20 protein-coding genes, 1 tRNA gene and 1 pseudogene are annotated in these 17,658 nt (G+C 58.4%); 10 read left to right on the top strand and 12 right to left on the bottom strand.

Annotated features, from left to right (window positions below; all coding sequences use genetic code 11):
- Positions 1-307: 307 nt before the first annotated feature.
- Positions 308-1,591, bottom strand: coding sequence for an NAD(P)/FAD-dependent oxidoreductase (locus AC1Q6I_RS31210; protein ID WP_024076494.1), 1,284 nt, complete (start codon positions 1,589-1,591; stop codon positions 308-310).
- Between the two features lie 184 nt (positions 1,592-1,775).
- Here AC1Q6I_RS31210 and AC1Q6I_RS31205 point away from each other — a divergent pair.
- The 5 genes from AC1Q6I_RS31205 to pcp all read left to right on the top strand — a co-directional run bounded on the left by AC1Q6I_RS31205 (position 1,776) and on the right by pcp (position 5,296).
- Positions 1,776-1,852, top strand: a tRNA-Val gene (locus tag AC1Q6I_RS31205).
- Positions 1,853-2,317: 465 nt separating this feature from the next.
- Positions 2,318-2,743, top strand: a complete 426-nt coding sequence (locus tag AC1Q6I_RS31200; RefSeq protein WP_102625624.1) for a GNAT family N-acetyltransferase — start codon at positions 2,318-2,320, stop codon at positions 2,741-2,743.
- A 240-nt stretch (positions 2,744-2,983) separates the two neighbouring features.
- A complete protein-coding gene (locus tag AC1Q6I_RS31195) occupies positions 2,984-3,700 on the top strand; it encodes a DUF969 domain-containing protein (RefSeq protein WP_024076491.1) in 717 nt (238 codons plus the stop codon).
- Complete coding sequence (locus AC1Q6I_RS31190) at positions 3,697-4,647, top strand: DUF979 domain-containing protein (protein WP_069076648.1); 951 nt, start codon at positions 3,697-3,699, stop codon at positions 4,645-4,647. Before AC1Q6I_RS31195 ends, AC1Q6I_RS31190 begins: the two co-directional genes overlap by 4 nt.
- A 7-nt stretch (positions 4,648-4,654) precedes the next feature.
- Positions 4,655-5,296, top strand: a complete 642-nt coding sequence (gene pcp / locus AC1Q6I_RS31185; protein ID WP_102625623.1) for a pyroglutamyl-peptidase I — start codon at positions 4,655-4,657, stop codon at positions 5,294-5,296.
- A gap of 15 nt (positions 5,297-5,311) precedes the next feature.
- Here the strand turns inward: pcp and AC1Q6I_RS31180 are convergent, their stop codons facing one another.
- The 5 genes and pseudogenes from AC1Q6I_RS31180 to AC1Q6I_RS31160 form a co-directional block, all read right to left on the bottom strand.
- Entirely contained in the window at positions 5,312-5,629 is a 318-nt protein-coding gene (locus AC1Q6I_RS31180; protein WP_223817811.1) for a hypothetical protein, read from the bottom strand.
- Positions 5,630-5,750: 121 nt separating this feature from the next.
- Positions 5,751-7,151 carry a heavy metal sensor histidine kinase gene (locus tag AC1Q6I_RS31175; RefSeq protein WP_069076649.1) on the bottom strand — a complete coding sequence of 467 codons (1,401 nt, stop codon included), beginning with the start codon at positions 7,149-7,151 and terminating at the stop codon, positions 5,751-5,753.
- Positions 7,148-7,819: a heavy metal response regulator transcription factor gene (locus AC1Q6I_RS31170; RefSeq protein WP_024076487.1), complete on the bottom strand. Its 672-nt coding sequence runs from the start codon at positions 7,817-7,819 to the stop codon at positions 7,148-7,150. Before AC1Q6I_RS31170 ends, AC1Q6I_RS31175 begins: the two co-directional genes overlap by 4 nt.
- 42 nt (positions 7,820-7,861) lie before the next feature.
- Positions 7,862-8,122, bottom strand: a complete 261-nt coding sequence (locus AC1Q6I_RS31165; protein ID WP_041160981.1) for a DUF2790 domain-containing protein — start codon at positions 8,120-8,122, stop codon at positions 7,862-7,864.
- 112 nt (positions 8,123-8,234) lie between these two features.
- Positions 8,235-8,742, bottom strand: a pseudogene (locus tag AC1Q6I_RS31160) (alpha/beta hydrolase); the annotation flags it as partial.
- Positions 8,743-8,842: 100 nt separating this feature from the next.
- Between AC1Q6I_RS31160 and AC1Q6I_RS31155 the strand changes: the two are divergent.
- The gene (locus AC1Q6I_RS31155) at positions 8,843-9,511 is read left to right on the top strand and encodes an HAD-IA family hydrolase (RefSeq protein ID WP_024076486.1); all 669 of its coding nucleotides are present in this window, start codon (positions 8,843-8,845) and stop codon (positions 9,509-9,511) included.
- A gap of 36 nt (positions 9,512-9,547) precedes the next feature.
- Here AC1Q6I_RS31155 and AC1Q6I_RS31150 read toward each other — a convergent pair whose 3' ends face one another.
- From AC1Q6I_RS31150 to csrA, 3 genes are all read right to left on the bottom strand, one after another.
- Positions 9,548-9,832: a hypothetical protein gene (locus AC1Q6I_RS31150; protein ID WP_024076485.1), complete on the bottom strand. Its 285-nt coding sequence runs from the start codon at positions 9,830-9,832 to the stop codon at positions 9,548-9,550.
- 95 nt (positions 9,833-9,927) lie between these two features.
- Positions 9,928-10,191: a hypothetical protein gene (locus AC1Q6I_RS31145; RefSeq protein ID WP_024076484.1), complete on the bottom strand. Its 264-nt coding sequence runs from the start codon at positions 10,189-10,191 to the stop codon at positions 9,928-9,930.
- A 205-nt stretch (positions 10,192-10,396) separates the two neighbouring features.
- A complete protein-coding gene (csrA, locus tag AC1Q6I_RS31140; protein ID WP_003192511.1) occupies positions 10,397-10,591 on the bottom strand; it encodes a carbon storage regulator CsrA in 195 nt (64 codons plus the stop codon).
- A 263-nt stretch (positions 10,592-10,854) separates the two neighbouring features.
- Here csrA and AC1Q6I_RS31135 point away from each other — a divergent pair, with 263 nt between their 5' ends.
- Complete coding sequence (locus tag AC1Q6I_RS31135) at positions 10,855-11,220, top strand: SPOR domain-containing protein (RefSeq protein ID WP_102625622.1); 366 nt, start codon at positions 10,855-10,857, stop codon at positions 11,218-11,220.
- A 43-nt stretch (positions 11,221-11,263) separates the two neighbouring features.
- Here AC1Q6I_RS31135 and AC1Q6I_RS31130 read toward each other — a convergent pair whose 3' ends face one another.
- The 3 genes from AC1Q6I_RS31130 to AC1Q6I_RS31120 form a co-directional block, all read right to left on the bottom strand.
- Entirely contained in the window at positions 11,264-11,953 is a 690-nt protein-coding gene (locus AC1Q6I_RS31130) for an endonuclease (protein WP_024076482.1), read from the bottom strand.
- Between the two features lie 4 nt (positions 11,954-11,957).
- Entirely contained in the window at positions 11,958-12,209 is a 252-nt protein-coding gene (locus AC1Q6I_RS31125; RefSeq protein ID WP_172831355.1) for a DUF1654 domain-containing protein, read from the bottom strand.
- A gap of 250 nt (positions 12,210-12,459) precedes the next feature.
- The gene (locus tag AC1Q6I_RS31120; protein WP_024076480.1) at positions 12,460-13,548 is read right to left on the bottom strand and encodes an asparaginase; all 1,089 of its coding nucleotides are present in this window, start codon (positions 13,546-13,548) and stop codon (positions 12,460-12,462) included.
- A 565-nt stretch (positions 13,549-14,113) separates the two neighbouring features.
- Between AC1Q6I_RS31120 and AC1Q6I_RS31115 the strand changes: the two genes are divergently transcribed.
- The 3 genes from AC1Q6I_RS31115 to AC1Q6I_RS31105 are packed head-to-tail and all read left to right on the top strand — an operon-like array spanning position 14,114 to position 17,657.
- The gene (locus AC1Q6I_RS31115) at positions 14,114-15,073 is read left to right on the top strand and encodes a sugar ABC transporter substrate-binding protein (protein ID WP_024076479.1); all 960 of its coding nucleotides are present in this window, start codon (positions 14,114-14,116) and stop codon (positions 15,071-15,073) included.
- Between the two features lie 56 nt (positions 15,074-15,129).
- Positions 15,130-16,683: a sugar ABC transporter ATP-binding protein gene (locus AC1Q6I_RS31110; RefSeq protein ID WP_102625269.1), complete on the top strand. Its 1,554-nt coding sequence runs from the start codon at positions 15,130-15,132 to the stop codon at positions 16,681-16,683.
- Positions 16,680-17,657 (top strand): ABC transporter permease, encoded by a 978-nt coding sequence (locus AC1Q6I_RS31105; protein ID WP_024076477.1) that lies wholly within the window; start codon positions 16,680-16,682, stop codon positions 17,655-17,657. Before AC1Q6I_RS31110 ends, AC1Q6I_RS31105 begins: the two co-directional genes overlap by 4 nt.
- The last annotated feature ends 1 nt before the right edge of the window (position 17,658 follow it).

Below are 17,658 nucleotides of genomic sequence, written 5' to 3'. Positions count from 1 at the left end.
GCGGTAGTTCAGTCGGTTAGAATACCGGCCTGTCACGCCGGGGGTCGCGGGTTCGAGTCCCGTCCGCTGCGCCATATCTGCATCAAGGCCCACTGAACGCCTTGAAGCACAAAGAAAGCCACTGGCTACTTTGATCCGATAGCAAAGACCCTGGTCGAAAGACCGGGGTTTTTTGTGTCTGCAATTTGGTGCTGGTCAATGCGCCCGCCCAAGCCATCGCAACGCGATGGCGGCTGGCTTGCCTGCGATAGCAACGACTGGGTCTCATCATGAGCCCGCATTGTCACATCCCAGGCAAACTTTCCAATCAGAACCCCAGCTTGTCTCGCAGCCCGTAATACCAGGCCCCCATCGCCGCAAACGGCGTGCGCAGCAGTTGCCCGCCCGGGAACGGGTAGTGCGGCAGGTCGGCAAACGCATCAAAGCGCTCGGCCTGGCCTCTGAGTGCCTCGGCCAATACCTTGCCCGCCAGGTGTGTGTACGTCACGCCGTGGCCACTGCAACCCTGGGAGTAATAGATGTTGTCGCCCAGGCGGCCGACTTGCGGCAAGCGCGACAGGGTCAGCAGGAAGTTGCCGGTCCAGGCGTAGTCGATCTTCACGTCCTTGAGCTGAGGGAAGGCTTTGAGCATTTTCGGGCGGATGATCGCTTCGATATTTGCCGGGTCGCGCGCGCCATACACTACGCCACCGCCGAAGATCAGTCGTTTGTCACGGGTGAGTCGGTAGTAGTCGAGCAGGTAGTTGCAGTCCTCGACGCAGTAATCCTGCGGCAATAGCGATTGGGCCAGTTCATCCCCGAGTGGTGCGGTTGTGATCACCTGAGTGCCGCAGGGCATCGACTTGGCTGCTAACTCTGGCACCAGGTTGCCCAGGTAGGCATTGCCCGCCACGATGATGAACTTGGCCCTGACCTTGCCTTCGGTCGTGTGCACCACCGGGTTGGCGCCGCGCTCAATGCGTACAGCTGCTGACTGCTCATAGATCGTGCCACCGAGAGACTCCACGGCCGCTGCTTCACCTAGCGCCAGGTTGAGTGGGTGGATATGCCCGCCGCTCATGTCCAGCAGGCCGCCGACATAGTTGTCACAGGCTACTACTTCGCGGATACGGCGCTCGTCGAGCAGCTCCAGTTGTGTGTGGCCATAACGTTCCCAGAGGCGCTTCTGCGATTCCAAGTGGCCCATGTGCTTGCTGTTGAGTGCGGCGAAGACGCCGCCGTCCTTCAAGTCGCACTGGATCTGATACTTGGCCACCCGCTCGCGAATGATCCGGCCGCCTTCAAACGCCATGTCCCCCAGCAATTGCGCCTGCTTGGGCCCGACGCTGCGCTCGATCACATCGATATCGCGGCTGTAGCTGTTGACGATCTGCCCGCCATTGCGGCCCGACGCGCCAAAGCCGACCTTGGCGGCTTCCAGCACCGTCACGCGAAAACCGTTTTCCAGTAGAAACAGTGCGCTGGACAAGCCGGTATAGCCGGCACCAATCACGCACACATCGGTTTCCACTTCGCCTTGCAGTACCGGACGCGGAGGGACCGCGTTGGCGGACGCAGCGTAATACGACTGGGGGTAGGGGGTGTTCGCCATCCTGGAACCTCTGTTTTATATTTTTTACGAGTGCCCCGATCCTACCTGAGTTGAAAATTGCCTGCCAGCCACCCGAAAAATGCAAATGCACCAGCCGCAAATAAAAAATTCGCATATTCATAGGGTTAGCTGCAAAAAAGATGTTGACACCCCTCCGAAATTCCGTAGAATGCCGCCTCACAGCAGGCACGTAGCTCAGTTGGTTAGAGCACCACCTTGACATGGTGGGGGTCGTTGGTTCGAGTCCAATCGCGCCTACCAAACAAAATCCGCTCTGCTGGGCGGTCTAGAAGGGCTCACCGAAAGGTGGGCCCTTTTTTGTTGTCTGGAATTTGGGCACGGCGTCGCCTGGCCACTGACGCGGCTCGCTTTGAAAAGTGAGGGCGGATCGATCAGCAGAAAAGCTGAGCCACCGCGAGCAGGCAGATGATCTGGGCTATCATCTGGCAGCGTATTTCACCATTCGTTGTCGCCATACCCATTTGCCCGGCGTACATGTTGGCTACCTCTTTGTCGGCAATCATGCCGTAAACGATGCGCAGGAATGCGCACCGTACTGGTTGAGTATAGTTTCGGATTGGGATTCTTCACTGTCTAGCCTCAGGCCAGCTCTGATACAGGGCTGTCTTGAGGGGGCGCGATCGCAGGGCCAACCGAGAGGTTGGCCCTTTTTTGCAGGGTTGACGCCATACTGGGCACTGTTTGAATTCAACCGGGGAGGCAGCGATGGAGCAGTTAATGGAAGTGTCGTTCGACGTGACGGCGCAGGAGCGTGAGGCAATCCTCAAACCGTTGAGGACGTATAACCTCAGTCATACCGGCGATATGGCGTTCGAAACCGTAGGGATTTTGCTGCGGGATCCTGTCACTGAAGAGGTGGTCGGTGGGCTGTATGGGAAGATTTCATACGGATGGTTGTTCATTGAGTTGTTGAGTGTTCCCGATCAGTTACGCACCCAAGGTACTGGCTCCCGCCTGATGCGCGCCGCTGAAGAGTTGGCCAGGCAGCATGGCTGCACCGGGATCTGGCTGGATACCTTCAGTTTCCAGGCGCCCGGGTTTTATCGAAAGCTGGGGTTCACTGAGTTCGGGCATATTGCCGATTATCCACCGGGACACCAACGTCACTTTTTCCAGAAACGTCTGGCCTGAATCCTGCCAGGGCGCCGGTTCACCTGGCGCCCATTACCCACAAAATTTATTGGTTTACAGCAACAACTTTTCTTGTTGGACACCCCCCGCCCCAAGCGGCAAAGATGCCGCCACCGACGCTCGACCTTTCAGGTCAACAATAAAAAACCGAGCCGACTGCACGCCACTTTCTTGCTGTGAACCCTTTGTTCACATCCTGCTGTAATGGCGCCGCAGCGCGCACTTAAGGACCTCACCGCCATGCAAACTGTTGTGAATCTATGGCCGTTGATCGGCGTACTCGTCATCGTGGTTGGCTTTGTCTTGCGCTTCAATCCCCTGTTGGTGGTCACCGCCGCCGCTATCGCCACCGGGCTCGCTGCCCATTTCCCGCTGGAGAAAATCCTCGCCACCATGGGCGATGGTTTCCTTCAGACCCGCGCCCTGCAATTGATTCTGTTGCTGCCATTGGCTGTCATCGGGCTGTTGGAGCGCCATGGCTTGCGCCTGCATGCACAGAACTGGATCGCTCGTTTCGAACGCGCCACGGTCGGGCGTTTGTTGATCATCTACCTGTTTGTGCGTGAGTCGACCGCTGCCATGGGGCTGACCAGCCTTGGTGGGCATCCGCAGATGGTGCGCCCGCTGCTCGCGCCGATGGCCGAAGGTGCGGCGGAAAAGCGCTTTGGCAAATTGCCGGACAAACTGCGTCACAAGGTGCTGGCCATGTGCGCGGCGACCGATAACGTCGGGCTGTTTTTCGGTGAGGACATCTTTGTCGCCTTTGGCGCAATCGCGCTGATGCACACCTTCTTGCTTGGTTCGGGGATAGATGTGGAACCGCTGCACATCGCGGTATGGGGCATTCCCACGGCGATTTGCGCCTTTATCATCCACGCGATTCGGTTGCATCGATTTGATCGACGGTTGACGCGGGAAATGACCGCCGTCGCCACGCCAGTGGAGGCCGCCCAATGATCATTTCCATTCAATACCTGTATTGGCTCGCCGGTGTGTTGCTGTTGATCACTGCCGGCATGATCCTGCTGGATCGTAGCCACCCGAAGCGCTGGTCCAGCACCCTGTTTTGGTTGCTGTTCGCTATTCCGTTTCTGGTGGGCGAGCGCCTGCCGTCGGTGGTGATCGGGGCGGGTGTGGTGGTGATGGCGTTGATCGCAGGGTTGGGCGGGGTTGGCCGTGGCGCCCATGCCGAATTGCACGACAAGGCTTCCCGCGCGAGTGCCGGCCGACTGGGCCACAAGTTGTTTATCCCGGCGCTGGCCATTCCGCTGACGACGGTGATTGGTTCGGTGTTGCTCAAGCACACCGAGATCGGCGGCGTACCGCTGCTGGACCCGAAGAACACCACCTTTGTGTCCCTCGGTATCGGCTGCCTGATCGCCCTCGGCCTGGCCTGCTGGTTGACTCGCGACACCCCGGTGCAAGCCTTGCGCGAATCCCGCCGCCTGACCGAAGCCCTTGGCTGGGCGATGGTGCTCCCGCAAATGTTGGCGATGCTCGGGCTGCTGTTCAATGAAGCCGGAGTGGGCACGGCCGTCGCCCACGTCACCACCACCTACATCAACCTGGATTACAAGTTGGTGGCAGTGATGGTTTATGTGCTGGGCATGGCCTTGTTTACGGTGATCATGGGCAACGGCTTTGCGGCTTTCCCGGTGATGACGGGTGGCGTCGGTGTGCCAGTGCTGGTGGGTATCTACGGTGGCAACCCGGCGGTGATGGCGGCGATCGGCATGTTTTCCGGCTACTGCGGTACGCTGATGACGCCGATGGCGGCCAACTTCAATATCGTCCCGGCCGCCTTGTTGGAGCTACCGGACAAAAACGCGGTGATCAAGGCGCAGTTGCCGACCGCGTTGATGATGCTGGTGGTCAATATTGTCCTGCTTTACCTGTTGATGTGAGGCCAGGATGCGAATCGTTCTGCTGACGGGCTTCGAGCCCTTTGATCAAGACGCGATCAATCCATCCTGGGAGGCCGTGCGTCAGTTGGATGGCATGCCGTTGGGTGAAGATGTGCAAATTGTTGCGCGTCGTTTGCCCTGCGCCTTTGCCACTGCCGGCGAGTGCCTGGCCCAACTGATAGATGAGTTGCACCCAGCCCTGATCATCGCGACGGGCCTGGGGCCTGGGCGTGGCGAGATATCCATAGAGCGGGTGGCGATCAACCTGAATGACGCCCGTATTCCCGACAACCTGGGGGAGCAACCGATTGACACGGCTGTAGTGGTCGATGGGCCCGCAGCCTACTTCTCCACGTTGCCGATCAAGGCCATGGTCAAGGCCGGGCGCGAGGCGGGTATAGCAGCCTCAGTCTCGCAGACAGCGGGGACGTTCGTTTGCAACCAAGTGTTCTACCGTTTGCAGCACTCACTCGCAGGAACGGGTGTACGCAGTGGTTTCATTCACGTGCCGTACCTGCCGGAGCAGGTGGTTGTCTCGGGGCAGCCTTCAATGGCGTTGACCACGCTGGTCAAAGGGTTGCAGGTGGCTGTGCTGACGGCGTGGCAAACATCCGTGGATGTAACGGAAGCGGGCGGGCAGGTCAGCTGATCTGTCGGGTTGACTTCAGGTGGCAAGCAGTCGGGTAAGCCCGAAGGTGATCGCACAGGCCAGGCCTGTCATGGCGAACGCCGTTGCGACATACCATTTGATGAGATTCAGTTCAGTGGTTGCGAGGTCCGCCTTGGTAGCGAAATGCTTTTCCATGGAGTCTGCCCTGTTTGAAACGGTGAATAGCTTCTCTTTCATTTCAGCCAGCCTCTTTTCCAGTGAGCTCAATCGTTTTTCCACACCGGGACCTCCGTCATTTCCTCCGCCCGCTCTGCCTTGAGTCGGGGTATTCAGCGTATTCGTCGAGCCAAATCGATACTGTTTTTTCTGCAAAGCCTGACACCTGTTTTAAATCGTGTGAGAGAGCGCTTGGGAGAAAAGAATAGTGGGAGTCAGAGCAGAGAGTGACCGACAAATTTTTGCAAAATACCACCGAAGTTCTGGCCCGCGGTGCTCAGTGACCCCGTTGCGGAAAGAACAACTCAAAACACGTCACGCCGTCCTGGCTGCTGACGCTGTACCGGCCGTTATGCAACTGCATGATGGTGGCCACGATCGACAACCCTAGCCCATTGGACTGTGCCGACCGCTCCCGTGACTCATCCACCCGGTAGAACCGCTCGAACAGTCGCGGCAAATGTTCGGCAGCAATGGTGTCGCCCTGGTTGCTGACCCTCAGGTGGATGCCTTCTGCATTGGGAAGCGCCTGGATCAACAGATCGGAATCAGGAGCGCCATACTTGATGGCATTGGCGCACAGGTTGGCCAATGCGCGGCGCAGCAGCATCGGCTCGGCCCAGATCACGCCCGCGCCCTCGGCGATGATGTGCATATTTGCATCACTCGCCAATCCTTCGAAGTAATCAGCCATGCGTTCCACTTCGTCTGCTGCACTTAATTCCTGGCGCTGGCGCAATGCACTTGCCGGGTCGGTGCGGGCGAGGAATAACATGTTATCGAGCATGCGGGCCAGGCGTTCAAGCTCTTCTACATTAGACGCGAGCAACTGCTGGTAGCTTTCGACGTTGCGGCTCTGTTGCAAGGCGACCTGGGTTTCCCCCAGCAAGTTGTTGATCGGTGTACGTAGTTCGTGGGCCATGTCGGTGGATACCTGGCCCAGTTGCGTAAAGCCCTTGGCCAGGCGTTCAAGCATGGTATTGAACGAGTCGATCATCGGCAGCAACTCCTTGGGCGTGCCACGACTGTCGAGGCGTTCAGCCAGGTTGCCGACACCGATGCCCCGGGCATGCCGCGCCAGGCGTCGCAAGGGCAGCAGGCCACGGTGTACCAGCAGGTAGCCCACCAGGGCGAGGAAGATTGCCGCGATGCTGGCTAGGATATACACACTCAATCGGTAGCTGGCGAGCACGGCGGTGCGTTCAGTCATCAGGCGGCCGGTGGTGACTTGCAGGCTGCCCAGGTCGCCAGAGTCGATGGAGGCCGCAACGATGGCGAACGGTACGCCATTCACGCCGGGAAAATGGTGTACGTCAGTCAACGCCAGGGTATGGTTTTTCGGCACGGGGGGGACGGATGGCACCTCGATGTTGCCGGGGTTGACGACCAGCAGGGGGGGCTGGCCAGGCGCTGTGATGCTCAGCACCGACTCGCGATTGCCCAGCATGTTCTGGAACAGCTCCGGCTTGGTCTTGATCAGGTCCAGGGTGTTGCTGTCGTTGAGCAGGTTGCGCAACTGGTCGATACGGTAGATCAATGCGGCGTCGTCGCGCATGATCAGCTCACGCTCCAGCTCACGGTACAGCGCCACGCCCAGGGTGGCCAGCAGCACAAAGGCCAGCAAGGCGAAGATCAACGCCAGGCGCAAGGTCAAGGAGTAATGTCGATTTGGGCTCATGGCTGGGTATCGAAACGGTAGCCGATGCCCCGCACACTGTGGATCAGCTTGAGCTGGAACGGGTCATCGATTTTCAGGCGCAGGCGCCGCACGGCTACGTCCACCACATTGGTGTCGCTGTCGAAATTCATGTCCCAGACCCGCGAGGCAATCAACGAGCGGGACAACGGCTGGTCCTGATGCGTGGCAAACAGGTGCAGCAGGGCGAACTCTTTATTGGTCAGGGTGATGCGCGTACCGGCACGGGTGACACGGCGCTTGAGCACGTCGATGTGCAGGTCGGCGATGTTCAGGTGTTCTTCTTCGCGGCTCGGGCCGCGTCGGGTCAAGGTGCGCAGGCGCGCGACCAGTTCGGCAAAGGAGAAAGGTTTGATCAGGTAGTCATCAGCCCCCAGTTCCAAGCCCTTGATGCGATCGGCAATGTCATCGCGGGCGGTGAGGAACAGCACCGGCGTGTCGGCCTCCTTGCGCAAGCGCCGCAGCACTTCCCAGCCGTCCATTTTCGGCATCATCACGTCGAGTACGATCACATCGAATGGCGTTTCCAAGGCCTGGTGCAAGCCATCTACCCCGTCACGGGCGAGGCTTACGGAGTAGCCCAGCTCCTGCAGGCCGTTGAGCAGGTAATTGCCGGCCTTGGGCTCGTCTTCAACGACAAGGATGTTCATGGGAAGTGCCCTGGTTCAGTGCGTGGCGCAAGTGTAGCCCGATCAATTGTCATTGGCGCAGCCGATGCCTTGGACCTGATAGTCCAGCACATGTTCGCGGTCCTGGTGGTCCAGGTATTTGAGTTGTGCCGGGACGATTCCACATTGGCCGTAAGTGTCGGTACTCGACAGAACTTTGGCGACGTCCAGGTGTACGAAGAAGCCGGTTTTGTCGTGGATCACGTCCGTGGCAGCTGGAGTGTCGGCCGCGAATACCGAACCGGTGGCCAGTAAAGCGGCAAAACCAAGGGCAAACAGTTTCATGGAGGTATCTCTCGTTAAGGGCGGGTTGCCCGGTCGTTGGCAGTGAGTTCACAGTAACCAGGCGACACAAACAGCCAACCAACAGGATCATGACAAGTTCGTAATAAAAGGCTTAAGGCTGGCGGCCGGACGCTGCGAGGATCAGATCGGTGATTTCCTTGGCGTGGGATACCAGCGACAAGTGGCTCGACGGCAGCTCGATCGTGCTGGCGTTCATGCGCTTGGCGAGGAAGCGTTCGAGGTCCGGGTTGATGGTCTGGTCGTGGGTAGATACGGCGTACCAGGATGGTTTGGTGTGCCAGGCAGCATTCACGGTTCGGCCACTGAACAGCGTCTTGGCGATCGGTTGTTGCACGGCGTAAAGCTCCAGGGCCTTGGCACGTGGCACGTCGGCGGCGAAGTACTTGAGGAAGGCGTCCTGGCTCAGGGTGAGGTAGCCGTCGTGCTCTTCCACTCCGTTGCGCACGGGCAGCCACATACACCAATGCGCTGACCTTCGGGTTTACTCCCGAGTCGCTGACCACGCTGCCGGCGTAGGAATGGCCGACCAGTACGGTTGGGGCGGCTTGGAGTCGGGTGATCACTTCGGACCAGCTGGAGCCGTCAGCCCAGGAACCATGAAATCGCTGGAGTGCTTGTCCGCCGCGTTTACAACTGCAGAGCTGACCCGTAGATTGCAACGGGCTCATCATTTGTCACCGTCCAAGAGGAAGCCCAGCAGTGTCCATCCGCGTCTTTACCCGGCCTTACCGCGCCTTCCTGTTCGATATGGATGGGACCCTGCTCAACTCCATTGCTGCCGCCGAGCGGGTCTGGAGTATGTGGGCTGAACGTCACGGCTTGGACGTGAAGGCCTTCCTGACTACCATTCATGGCGCTCGGGCCATCGATACCATTACCCGCCAGGCGTTGCCTGGGGTTGATCCTGAGGTGGAGGCGCAATGGATTACCGAGGCGGAGTTGAATGATGTCGAAGGCGTCGTGGCGATTCCCGGTGCCGTTGAGTTTTTGAACCGCCTGCCTGGCGACCAATGGGCGCTGGTGACGTCTGCCCCCCGGGAGTTGGCGTTGCGTCGGCTACAAGCGGCCGGCATCACTCCGCCTGCGGTGCTGGTGACGGCTGAAGATGTGGCCAGTGGTAAGCCTGACCCTGCCTGTTATGTGCTGGGCGCACAGCGCCTGGGGGCGGCGGTACAGGACTGCCTGGTGTTCGAAGATGCGACGGTAGGTATTCGGGCAGGCGAGGCCGCTGGCGCGGATGTGATGGTCGTGACCTCGACTCACCTGACGACCATGCACACTGCGCATGCCACCACCGATGGGTATGAACACTTGCACGTCGAGCACGACGGTGGCGGTTTGCTGCGCTTGCGGCGCCTGGCAGGTTGATGCGAAAAAGCCGAGCCCGGTTTGGCGGTCTCGGTCCTATTCGCAGGATGTATGACCAGGCGGCACCTGTTGCAGTCGGCTGCTTCTCATGCCCTGGCGTGACAGCACCATTTCCCTGAGGATTTCATTGGCCAGGCGGGCAATCGCTTCAGTCCCGCGATAATGCGCGCGCACAATGCCGGTAATCGCGAAGTGGTCGGTTTCCGGGCCGCTGAGGATGGCGGAGAGGGTGCCGTCGGCATGCAACGTGCAATTGACGGTATAGCTGGGCAGGCGGCTTGCCAGGGCAGATTCGATTTGGGATTTGCTGAGGGTGTCCATCTGCGTAAGCACCTTTCACTGATCGTGCAAGCCCAAGCATAGATCCTGTTGGAAGACTGTAAACACCGGTGATCTATTAGCGAAACTGCGACCTATCAACCCGCGTTTTTTGGGTGGGCGCGGTGGGTGGCTCGCTGGCACAACTTGCGCTGGATGGCCTTCTGGATCGGTTTGAGACAGAACATGAACAGGTAGCCGCACAAAAACAAAGCCAGATCCAGCCATGAAGGGGCGTCGGTGGCGTCTGTCCTTTCAATTTCGAACCTCAAACCATATTCCAGGCCGGCAAAGGCCAACCCGATCAGCACGGCGATCGCCCAGGAATAGGTGATAAAGCGTTGTGTTGAGGTGCGCCTCATCGGCGTGCTCCTGAGTGTGCTCAGATGTCGGCAGAGTGAGTCAGGAGTTTCGGCTGCGAATCGCGCGACAAGTTCCAGGGATGAAGACAGTTTCATCTGCCAATGCAGATGCAAGGGCAGTGCGCGGGACAAGAATAAGGCGCGAGCAGGTCTAGGCAGTTTTCGCCAGCCGTTACAGAGCGAAAAGGCTGGCTACTGGAGTGCTTCAAGGAGTCTGGTTTTTGTCCGGAGCTGTCAGGCCAGCCTGGATGCGCTGGTAGATCTCCTCGCGATGCACGGCAACGTCCTTGGGTGCGTTGATGCCGATTCGTACTTGCTGGCCGCTGACGCCCAGGATGGTGATCGTAATGTCATCACCGATGTTTATGCTTTCACCAACTTTGCGGGTGAGTATCAGCATGGACTTCTCCTTGATTACTTTTAAGGACACATGTTTCAGACAGGGCAGGTGTCGGATGTGTGTAGCTTACTGCTAAGCGCTTCCCTGTGACTGCCTCTTTTTAGGACGCATAGAGGCAACATTAATTCCCATGGCGGCATCATACAGGTCTGCGATACATCATTCGCATTGTTTAAGCCAACGTTTATGACGGCCAGAATAGACAGTGAATGATAAAGTTGCCTCTTTATCCTTTAAGGAGCAGGGCAGTGCGTAAAGTAGCGATGGCAATTGTGGTGTTGGCATTGGCCGGTTGCGGTGAAGGCAAACCTGTCGAAGCGCCCAAGGCCAAGCCTGCCGTGACTGAAAACCAGCCACAGGCCGGCGCGATTGCTGCCCAGGAATGGGACGTTTGGGTAGGCCCGCCTGACCACAAGCTACAGGCGATCACCGACCTGACCGCGTGGTTGCTGGAGCATGGTTTCAATTTTTATATCGTGAAGGAAAACGGCAAGGACGAAGTGTACTTGGGGCCATTCGCAACCAAGGCCGATGCGGAAGCCAAGCAGGCCCTGCTCACGGAAAAGCTGGCCCGCGCCAAGAAAAACGACACCGAATCGCAGGTTGTCGAGCACAAGACTGCGCAGTAACCGGCAGGTAGGGCGAGAGCACGCCGAGTGCTCCCGCCCGCGTTCAACCGCAGGCCTTGAGGTTCACCGGGCCGACAAACTCATTTCCACGCCCCATCACACAGGCCACGGTCTGGTTGCGCTGACGCTCCCAATGCTGCACAGGGTAGGTCTTGTCCCAGGCTTCATAAAGTTGCCGGTCCTGTTTCGACAGGCGCAAGCCGTATTGTTTGCTCATATAGAAATACGTCCGGGCAATCATTCCGCGTATGGACGGGCGCGGCATCACCTTCTTGGCCTTGAAGTCGACCTGGGTCAAGCATGAGCCGTACTGCCCGCTTTGCACCGGCAGCCAGCCAAAACTGAAGTTGTTACGATCGCCGTTGACCTCACCGATACTCGGCACCAGGTTGTGCAGGTCCGCCTCGGCACGTTTGAACACCTCATCATGGCGTGTGCAGTTCTTGCGTCCGCCATTCTGCCAGCACTGGCGCTGGTGCCCGATCTGCCAGGCCGGAACAATGTGTTCCCATTCGATGCGTGCAGCGCGGCTGGCGTTTTTACGAGGGATATAACCGCAGGCTTTCAAGTCCACGCGGTTACCGGTGTATTTGCAGCCGCAGTAGAACTCAGTGGATTGTGGGGCGTAGAGTTTCCAGGCGATTTTTTTGGCTTCGCTGAACGTTCGGGGCGCTTGGGCATGGGCGGTGACGGCAAAAAACAAGCAAAGCACAGCAATAAAACGGACACTCATTGAATCAGTCTTCCTTCGGCACAACCCAGAAAATCTGCACGCCACCGTCGTCCCGATAGGCGAGGGTAACGTTGTCGTTTTCTGCGATCTCTTCAAGCAAACGCGCCCACTCGTCCTCTGGCTCATCCGGCAAACGGAAGATCAAGGCCGCCTTGTTTTTTTGGGCATTGGTCGAATTGATGACTTTTTGCACGCGAACGGCCAGGCGTTGATAGGCATCGGGCAGGGTTGGTGCTGCGGAAGAGGACGTTGCCACGGAATATTCCTTAGTTAGCTGTACGTGCATACAGTATTTAACTGTAGGCAGTTTCGCAACTGCTTAAAGTTAAACAAGGCCGTCTGACAGTGATTTGGGATTTTTGTGTAGCGGCGGGGCGGGGGGGCGAAGAGTTGTAGGGGCGGGCGTGCTCGCGAAAGACTTGAAGGCAATAGGTTAAGCCAGACGGACCGCGTCATCGTTAACCACTTTCGCGAGCAAGCTCGTCCCTACAGGGTATGGCTAGTAATCAGTATTCCCAGAACATCCGTTGCAGTTCCTTGCTGTCCTGGGTCTTGGTCAGTGCAACCATTGCCAGGATCCGCGCTTTCTGCGGGTTCAGGTCGTGGGCGGCGACCCAGTCATACTTGTCGTCAGGCTGTTCGGCATTGCGTAGTACGAAACCGCCGGCATTCACGTGGGACGAGCGAATGATTTGCACACCTTGCTTGCGCAGCTCCTGCAGGGCAGGAACAACCTTGGACGACACTGAGCCGTTGCCGGTACCGGCATAGATGATGGCTTTGGCGCCGGCCTGGGCCAGGGCCTTGGCGGCAGTGTCGCCTACGTTGCCGTAGCCGTAGGCGATTTCGACGTCGGGCAGGCTCTTGATGGTCTTGATATCGAATTCCGAATCCATGGTGTGACGCTTGGCCGGCAGGCGGAACCAGTAGGATTTACCCTCGACCACCATGCCCAGCGGGCCCCATGGGCTCTTGAAGGCTTCGGTCTTGATGTTGACCATCTTGCTGACGTCGCGACCCGACTGGATCTCGTCATTCATGGTTACCAGCACGCCTTTGCCGCGGGCATCTTTGCTACCGGCAACGGCGACAGCGTTGTACAGGTTGAGCATGCCATCGGCTGACATGGCGGTGCCTGGACGCATGGAGCCGACGACCACGATAGGCTTGTCGGTTTTTTCCACCAGGTTCAGGAAGTAGGCGGTTTCCTCGAGGGTGTCGGTCCCGTGGGTGATCACGATGCCATCCACGTCCTTGCTGTCGGCCAGTTCGGCGACGCGGCGGCCCAGTTGCAGCAGGTTTTCGTTGTTGATGCTTTCCGATGCGATTTGCATCACTTGCTCGCCACGCACATTGGCAAGCTGGCTCAGTTCAGGAACACCGGCAATCAACTGCTCGATGCCGACCTTGGCTGCCTGGTAAGTAGCGCTGTTGGCCGTGCTGGCACCAGCGCCAGCAATGGTGCCACCGGTAGCGAGGATCACTACGTTGGAGAGTTTGGCCTTGGTTTCAACTTCCTTTGCCTGGGCGGCAACGGGGAACAGCAGCAGGAGGGCTAATGCGCCCGGAACAATGTTCTTCAATGCAGATTTCATTATTTTTCTCTCTGGTTTTTGATGAGTGCGGTAGCAAGTTCATCTAGAACACCCGGGCGGTTCTGAACGCCGCGAGGTGTTAGGGAAGAGCAGGATCTGTACCAGTCTGATTGTGGCCTTGTATATAAATTAAGCTATTGATTTAAAACGATTTATTTTCAATGTTTCGGGCCGGTCGGCTGGCCCGTTGTCCGGCTTTCCGAACAACAGAGTGGGTTCGCGTTCGGTTGTCCGAAAGCAGTGACGAACTCTCCGGACACTCTGCGCGACGGAGGCGTCATGGCCTGTCGTTTTAGAGAACGACTGGGCGCAGATGATGTTTACTGATCGGTGCGATCGAGCGGCAAGGCAGGGGATAGAGGGCCTGGATGAAAGGTTGTTTTCCAGCGTTGACAAATCTCGACAAGGTTCTCATAGTTTGAATAACGCAAACGTTTGCGAGATATTTCACGGGTGGCTCCCTGAGTCTCGTGAAAGCTCGTTTCAGCCACCCAGGTGGGAGGGCTGCCGAAGCGCTTTTCGGTGCAAGCGTTGCTCACAATAATCATAAGATCGGAGTGAACCCATGAAGCTGCCATTTGCTGGACGTCTTCTTGCTGTCGCTGTGCTTGCTGCCGCATCCGTCGCTTTACCGCTCTCCTCTGCATTCGCTGACGATACTGCCGCCAAACCCAAGGTCGGCCTGGTGATGAAGTCCCTTGCCAACGAGTTTTTCGTGACGATGCAGGAGGGGGCGAAAGATTACCAAAAGGCGCACTCCGCTGATTTCGACATGATCACCAACGGTATCAAGAACGAAACCGATACCAGCGCGCAGATCGATATCGTCAATCAAATGATCCTTGCCAAGGTCAACGCTATCGTCATCGCCCCAGCCGATTCCAAGGCGCTGGTCACCGTGCTGAAGAAAGCCTCCGACGCCGGTATCAAAGTCGTCAACATCGATAATCGATTGGACCCGGACGTACTGAAAAGCAAAAACCTCAATATCCCATTCGTAGGCCCCGACAACCGCAAAGGCTCCAAGCTGGTGGGCGACTACCTGGCCAAGAAACTGGCCTCGGGTGACAAGGTCGGCATCATTGAAGGTGTGCCGACCACTACCAACGCCCAGCAGCGCACCGCAGGCTTTAAGGATGCGATGGACGCTGCCGGTATGAAAATCGTCTCCACCCAATCCGGTAACTGGGAAATCGACCAGGGCCAGAAAGTGGCGTCTGCGATGCTGAGCGAATACCCGGACATCAAGGCTCTGCTGGCGGGTAATGACAATATGGCCTTGGGCGCAGTGTCTGCGGTACGTGCAGCAGGCAAGGCGGGGAAAGTGATGGTGGTGGGCTACGACAACATCGAGGCCATCAAGCCGATGCTGCAGGACGGCCGAGTCTTGGCGACTGCTGACCAGGCTGCCGCCCAGCAAGCCGTGTTCGGTATCCAGAATGCCCTGAAGCTGGTCAAGGGCGAAAAAGTCGACGCCAAAGACGGTGTGATCGAAACTCCGGTCGAACTCGTTACCAAGCAGTAATCCTGGCAGCACCAACAGCGTCCGCTCGTCCTGAGCGGGCGCCTGGAGATTTTCCTATGTCATCTTCCGCCCCGAACGCTGTCCTCTCGGTCAGCGGTATCGGCAAGACCTATGCCCAACCGGTTCTGTCCGACATCACCCTGACGCTCAATCGCGGGGAAGTGCTGGCGTTGACCGGTGAAAATGGCGCAGGCAAAAGTACCTTGTCGAAGATCATCGGCGGTTTGGTCACACCGACCACCGGGCATATGCAGTTCAATGGCGAGGACTTCCGTCCAGGCAGTCGCACCCAGGCCGAAGGGTTGGGCGTACGGATGGTCATGCAGGAACTCAACCTGCTGCCAACGCTGACCGTGGCCGAAAACCTGTTCTTGGACAACCTGCCCAGCCACTGTGGCTGGATCAGCCGCAAGCAACTGCGTAAAGCCGCGATCGACGCCATGGCTCAGGTCGGCCTGGATGCAATCGACCCTGACACCTTGGTTGGCAGCCTGGGCATCGGCCATCAACAAATGGTCGAAATCGCGCGCAACCTGATCGGCGACTGCCATGTGCTGATCCTCGACGAACCTACGGCCATGCTGACCGCCCGTGAAGTCGAGATGCTGTTTGAACAAATCACTCGCCTGCAGGCCCGGGGCGTGGCGATCATTTATATTTCGCACCGGCTCGAAGAGTTGGCCCGTGTAGCCCAGCGCATTGCGGTACTGCGTGACGGCAAGTTGGTCTGTGTCGAGCCGATGGCCAATTACAACAGTGAGCAACTGGTCACCTTGATGGTCGGTCGCGAGCTCGGCGAGCACATCGATCTGGGCCCGCGGACAATCGGCGGTCCCGCCTTGACGGTGAAAAACCTGACGCGTTCGGACAAGGTTCGTGATGTGTCCTTTGAAGTGCGTGCCGGCGAGATCTATGGCATCTCCGGCCTGATCGGCGCTGGTCGTACCGAGTTGCTACGCCTCATTTTCGGTGCCGACCTCGCCGACAGCGGCACCGTGGCGCTGGGCTCCCCAGCCCAGGTTGTCAGCATTCGTTCACCTGTGGACGCGGTACGCCACGGCATTGCCCTGATCACCGAAGACCGTAAGGGCGAAGGCCTGCTGCTGACCCAGTCCATCAGCGCCAATATTGCCTTGGGCAACATGCCGGAAATTTCTGGCGGCGGTGTAGTGAATCGCCGCGATGAAACCGCCTTGGCCAAGCGCCAGATCGATGCCATGCGCATTCGCAGTTCCAGCCCGGCGCAGTTGGTGTCCGAGCTCTCCGGCGGCAACCAGCAAAAGGTGGTAATAGGCCGCTGGCTGGAGCGCGACTGCTCGGTGATGCTGTTCGATGAGCCGACCCGCGGTATCGATGTGGGGGCCAAGTTCGATATTTATGCCTTGCTCGGCGAGTTGACTCGCCAGGGTAAAGCGCTGGTGGTGGTGTCCAGTGACCTGCGTGAGCTGATGCTGATCTGCGACCGCATCGGCGTGCTGTCCGCCGGGCGCCTGATCGAGACCTTCGAACGTGACAGCTGGACCCAGGACGAATTGCTCGCCGCCGCGTTTGCCGGCTATCAGAAACGTGATGCGCTGCTCAATGACGCCGCGCTTAGGGATACCCCATGAAAACAACAATTTCCCCCGGTAAAGCAGGTGGCAACTTCTACGGCCTGGGCACCTACCTGGGGCTGGCAGGTGCGTTGCTGGCGATGATTGCGCTTTTTTCGGTGCTCAGTGATCACTTCCTGTCCTACGACACCTTCAGCACCCTGGCCAACCAGATTCCAGACCTGATGGTGCTGGCAGTGGGCATGACCTTCATCCTGATTATCGGCGGTATTGACCTGTCAGTGGGCTCGGTGCTGGCACTGGCGGCATCGGCCGTCAGCGTGGCGATTCTTGGCTGGGGTTGGAGCGTGTTGCCGGCAGCCTTGCTCGGCATGGGCTGCGCCGCATTGGCTGGCACGATTACGGGTTCGATCACGGTGGCCTGGCGCATTCCGTCGTTCATCGTGTCCCTTGGCGTGCTGGAAATGGCACGCGGTGTGGCGTACCAGATGACCGGCTCGCGCACCGCCTATATCGGTGATTCCTTCGCCTGGTTGTCCAACCCGATTGCCTTCGGCATTTCGCCGTCATTTATCATCGCCTTGCTGGTGATCATCGTTGCCCAACTGGTGTTGACCCGTACCGTGTTTGGTCGTTACCTGATCGGCATCGGCACGAACGAGGAAGCCGTGCGCCTGGCTGGGATCAATCCCAAGCCCTACAAGATCCTGGTGTTCAGCCTCATGGGCCTGCTGGCTGGCGTGGCGGCGTTGTTCCAGATATCACGCTTGGAAGCGGCAGACCCGAACGCCGGTTCCGGCCTGGAACTGCAAGTGATCGCTGCGGTGGTGATCGGCGGCACCAGCTTGATGGGTGGGCGCGGCTCGGTCATCAGTACGTTCTTTGGTGTGTTGATTATTTCGGTGCTGGCCGCTGGCTTGGCGCAGATCGGTGCCACGGAGCCCACCAAGCGCATCATCACCGGTGCTGTGATCGTGATTGCCGTGGTCCTCGATACCTACCGCAGCCAACGCGCCAGTCGGCGAGGCTGAG

It is taken from the genome of Pseudomonas sp. MPR-R2A5, assembly GCF_058793055.1.
This window is presented reverse-complemented; position numbering and strand designations above follow the sequence as displayed.